Genomic DNA, 3,940 nt, shown 5'->3' with positions numbered 1-3,940 from the left:
CGTATAAATGAACTATCAGATTCTAACTCACGTACTTCAAACATTTTTTCTCGACCGCTGCCTGGTTTAACACCTAATTCTTTCATTTCTTTCGTCGGATTATTATATCGCTCTTCAATATCTTCAAACATTCTTAGTCCTAAATAATATGGATTAATGCTTGTTTTTGATGGCTGAACCACTCCTGCATTAAGCTTTGCGTATTCAATTGCTTCATTTGAATCAAGATTTAGTTCACGCATTATTCTTATATGCCAATAACTTGCCCAGCCTTCCGTCTTTTAAAGATCTTCTTTTTGACCAAGAATTTCAATTCCTTATTCAACATAATGGCAGTTTAGTTCAATAAGGAATGGTAAAATAAATATAAATAATTGAGTATTGGGGAATCTATTGTATGGAAAAACACTTAACTAATGAAGTATTGGATAAAGTATTTTTCGTTGATGGAAGTTTAAGGGATATTTATGTTTTAGATGTCAATTTAGACGATTGGCAAAAATTAATAGATTGGTTATGTTTATCTGATTGGGGTATTGAGTTTTATATAGATGGACAAAAAAATACGAATAAAATAACAAATGTATCCAAATTATTTGAGGAAAAAAAGGACAAAAGTGTTTTATTGTCTATTGATATTAAGGGCGTTTTGATAAATTGCCATTTCTTTGTAGAAGGTGAATTGGAATTTGATTTAAATCCTAAAGAAATTAAGGGGCTAAATGAGGCTAGGTCCGTATTTGAATTTATGAGTAAGTTATCAAATATACTTGGTAAAGAAATTATTCTTACTGAAGAAGACATTCTTGAAAATCCTTTAGTTACAGTAAAATCAGATGGAACACTACTTATTGATATTTAAGATAAGTTCTTAAGCAACTAACGCAGTGCGTTAGTTGCTTAAAAAATGTCATAAAATGTTCATTAGTTCTTCAGGTTATTTAACTATATAATTGACTTAGTTTGTACTTAAATGGGTTTTAAACATTGGGGGAATAAAAATACATATGTTAGTACTAGCTAGTCTTACGTTAATTGCACTCTTATCAAGTTATGTAATCTATTTTACGTTCCGAAATAAACAAAAAATCACCTGTATGACAGGTATGATGATCAGCATGACAAACGCGATGATGACGAGCATCGCTTTAGGAACAATATTGGGGACCTTTGCTCACACAAAAGATTTAACCATCCCAACAATTGTATCAATTACAATTGGGATCATTGTTGGCTATTTAAATGGAAGACCTGTTTCGGTGATGGCTTCATTAGATGGAGTTACAGCAGCCATTATGGGTGGAATGATGGGATCTATGTTAGGTGTTATGTTACAACCAAAATCAATTGATTTCATGGTGTATTTCGTTGATATCTTATTTGTTTTTGTCTTTGTCATACTTATTCGCTTAATCGGTGAAGAAACAAGCGACAAAAAACAAGTAGCACCAGTTAAAAAGCCATTAATTGCAAATCCAATTGTTTTAATCGTTTTATTGGTCTTTATGGGTGTATTTGTATTTGGAAAAAGCACGTTATTTGCAAGTGGTACAGAAGCACCTGAAGTAAAAGACATCCAATTTACTCCAACAAGTAGTAACATTCAAACGATTCATGTAGAAGTTTCAGGTTATACGCCAAACAATCTAGTCTTAGAAGCAGGAAAGCCAGCGATTATTAATTTTAAAACACCAAAAGAAGATGTTTGTGCAAGTATCATCTTATCAAAAGAGCTCGATTTGAACCTTTCGTTAAACAAAGATGCAGATAATTACGTTCATATCAAGCCTTTGAAACCTGGTGTTTATCACTATGAATGCGGAATGGGCATGTTTAAAGGAACAATCACAGTTAAGTAAATCAACTACCCCCTTCAAAAGAAAGGGGGCTTTTTATTGAACTAACGCATGCGTTAGTTGAATTACATATTTTTAAATACAAATCCATAATCCTTCAGTATCTTTCTTGATTTCTGACGATTCGTCTCGACAAGATTATCGAGATAGGTTATATTTTGTTCTGCAATTGCCTTTTTTATATCAGTCCACAATTGTAATTCACCACGTAGATATGCTTGAAATTCTTCCTCGTTTTTAAAATCATAGACATCTCCGTCTTGATAGTTAGAAGTGATTGCATCCACATTTTGTTTCCAATACGCTTCGACTCCCTTTAAAACCTCTGAATAGTTTCTTAGCTTTAAATTAATCACCATTCTTTCATGACCGAGATAGGAATATTCTCCGTATCTATTCATTTCATACTGTTCTTCAAACGACAAGTAGTCTTCTTCCGTTTGAACTGATTCAAAAATAGGTAATACTCCTTTTTTAAACTGGACTACACATTCATCCACGACTTCTTTTATGCTTTGAAACTTAAGTGGGTGATAATGAAATTCGCCCAAATCATATCCTACAAAGTCATATAACCTATAATTGCCTTCTTTTAATAGCTCCTTTTCATTATCTCGAGAAAAAGGAAGTATACCAATATTTAATGTGAAGTCGAAAGGAGAGTTTTTAAAAGTGTTTACGGTTTGAATAATTTCTTCATTGATTACTCGTATAAAGAGAGAACCTTTCAATTTAAATCCCAAAGGTAACAATACTTCCTTAAACTTTTCTTTGTATACACTTGATAGAGTAGCAGTTAATTTCAACTGATTTCACCTTTCTTTTCCAAATCATTCAACCTCTTAAATGAAGTAATAATTTCACTAAACTTATAATAATTATATCATTCCTTGTTCAACTATCCTGCCAGATTGCAAAAAAAAGGCTGTATAACAGCCTTTTTGTTCTCCAATTAACGCATGCGTTAGTTGAATAAGTTTTTTATTATATTTTCGAATAGTCTTTTGAATTTGCTATAAGCTCCCAAAGACTGAAATGATACCATTACTTTAACAATATACAACTTTAGTTTTTGCTATAATGTCATGCAGAGTCTTTTTATTATCATTAAAAATTAATAATGAATCAACCAAACTTACAACACTCATCACCAGCTGAGAAGGAAAATTCAACATTCCTATTAAATTTCCTACTAAAGTTAAGATCGACCGTAATGTCATAGTCTTAACATCAACAAATTCTTCAGAATCCTTTATTACTTTAATACCTAATACTTTTTTCCCAATAGTTTGCCCTTTCCATAAATATGTCGGTATGATAATATCAAATACTATTATAGGTAATAGTGTAAAAAATATGTTTATTGTCATTGAAGTATAATTGTGAAATATACTATTTTTCATGAATATTGTATCGGTAATGCTAAATATAAAAAATACTAATGAACTAACAATCCCATCAATCATAGCCGCAAATAACCTTCTTTTTCTACTAGACAGTACGTATTCCATCATTTAACTCCTTCTCCAAAGCTCTTAGTTGTATAAGGTATTTCATCTTTAAATATAAGTAGTTCCTTAATTATCCACTCTTTACTCCTATAAACATCCAATATACATAGGAAAGGGTAAGTATCTCAAATATTAAAAACATAATAAATGGGACTCTTATCTTTCTGTAATTAATCCATGCAACCAACCAAGCAATAATATTTGGTACGGTATGCACAATGCATAAAAATCTAAAATTCGACCAGCTCGCACCCGAACCATCTGGTGCATCCGTCAAAAGCATACCATCTGGTAGAAATAACAAAATAATTGCTCCTACATTACAAATCAAGAATACCCAAATCATATTTTTCATTCTCTTACTCCTTGGTAGTTCACCTTTTATCATCGTATCTATCTGAGTAAATATCTTTTTTTAAAAAAACTAATCTGTAATTCCTAATTATGCGCTAACTCTTAAAATCTTATCTTCTTTTATTACTATACCAATACATCAGGTATTTGTAACTTGGGGGATTTTTGCCTTTTTTCATAGATTATCTAGTTATCCTTGTTCAACTAATCTGCCATTTT

At 31.2% G+C, this 3,940-nt stretch carries 5 protein-coding genes and 1 pseudogene; 2 read left to right on the top strand and 4 right to left on the bottom strand.

Going from position 1 to position 3,940, the window contains the following annotated elements; translation table 11 throughout:
• Positions 1-275: pseudogene (locus CN514_RS22765) on the bottom strand (SpoVR family protein); the annotation flags it as partial.
• A gap of 122 nt (positions 276-397) precedes the next feature.
• Here CN514_RS22765 and CN514_RS22760 point away from each other — a divergent pair.
• On the top strand, positions 398-862 hold the full coding sequence (locus CN514_RS22760) for a glycoside hydrolase family protein (protein ID WP_098234525.1): 465 nt from the start codon (positions 398-400) through the stop codon (positions 860-862).
• Positions 863-1,007: 145 nt separating this feature from the next.
• Positions 1,008-1,859, top strand: a complete 852-nt coding sequence (locus CN514_RS22755; RefSeq protein WP_098234524.1) for a cupredoxin domain-containing protein — start codon at positions 1,008-1,010, stop codon at positions 1,857-1,859.
• Positions 1,860-1,921: 62 nt separating this feature from the next.
• Here CN514_RS22755 and CN514_RS22750 read toward each other — a convergent pair whose 3' ends face one another.
• The 3 genes from CN514_RS22750 to CN514_RS22740 all read right to left on the bottom strand — a co-directional run bounded on the left by CN514_RS22750 (position 1,922) and on the right by CN514_RS22740 (position 3,722).
• Entirely contained in the window at positions 1,922-2,662 is a 741-nt protein-coding gene (locus CN514_RS22750; RefSeq protein ID WP_098234523.1) for a DUF4304 domain-containing protein, read from the bottom strand.
• Between the two features lie 243 nt (positions 2,663-2,905).
• Positions 2,906-3,370 carry an RDD family protein gene (locus CN514_RS22745; RefSeq protein ID WP_098234522.1) on the bottom strand — a complete coding sequence of 155 codons (465 nt, stop codon included), beginning with the start codon at positions 3,368-3,370 and terminating at the stop codon, positions 2,906-2,908.
• A gap of 67 nt (positions 3,371-3,437) precedes the next feature.
• Positions 3,438-3,722, bottom strand: a complete 285-nt coding sequence (locus tag CN514_RS22740) for a hypothetical protein (RefSeq protein WP_098234521.1) — start codon at positions 3,720-3,722, stop codon at positions 3,438-3,440.
• Positions 3,723-3,940: the final 218 nt, after the last annotated feature.

Source organism: Bacillus sp. AFS001701 (assembly GCF_002559405.1).
In the GTDB taxonomy this organism is placed as follows: domain Bacteria; phylum Bacillota; class Bacilli; order Bacillales; family Bacillaceae_G; genus Gottfriedia.
This window is presented reverse-complemented; position numbering and strand designations above follow the sequence as displayed.

What these genes read in the sequence shown, in the direction of transcription:
- CN514_RS22760 (WP_098234525.1), top strand. Translation starts at nt 398, where the DNA reads ATGGAAAAACACTTAACTAATGAAGTATTGGATAAAGTATTTTTCGTT.
- CN514_RS22755 (WP_098234524.1), top strand. Translation starts at nt 1,008, where the DNA reads ATGTTAGTACTAGCTAGTCTTACGTTAATTGCACTCTTATCAAGTTAT.
- CN514_RS22745 (WP_098234522.1), bottom strand. Translation starts at nt 3,370, where the DNA reads ATGATGGAATACGTACTGTCTAGTAGAAAAAGAAGGTTATTTGCGGCT.
- CN514_RS22740 (WP_098234521.1), bottom strand. Translation starts at nt 3,722, where the DNA reads ATGAAAAATATGATTTGGGTATTCTTGATTTGTAATGTAGGAGCAATT.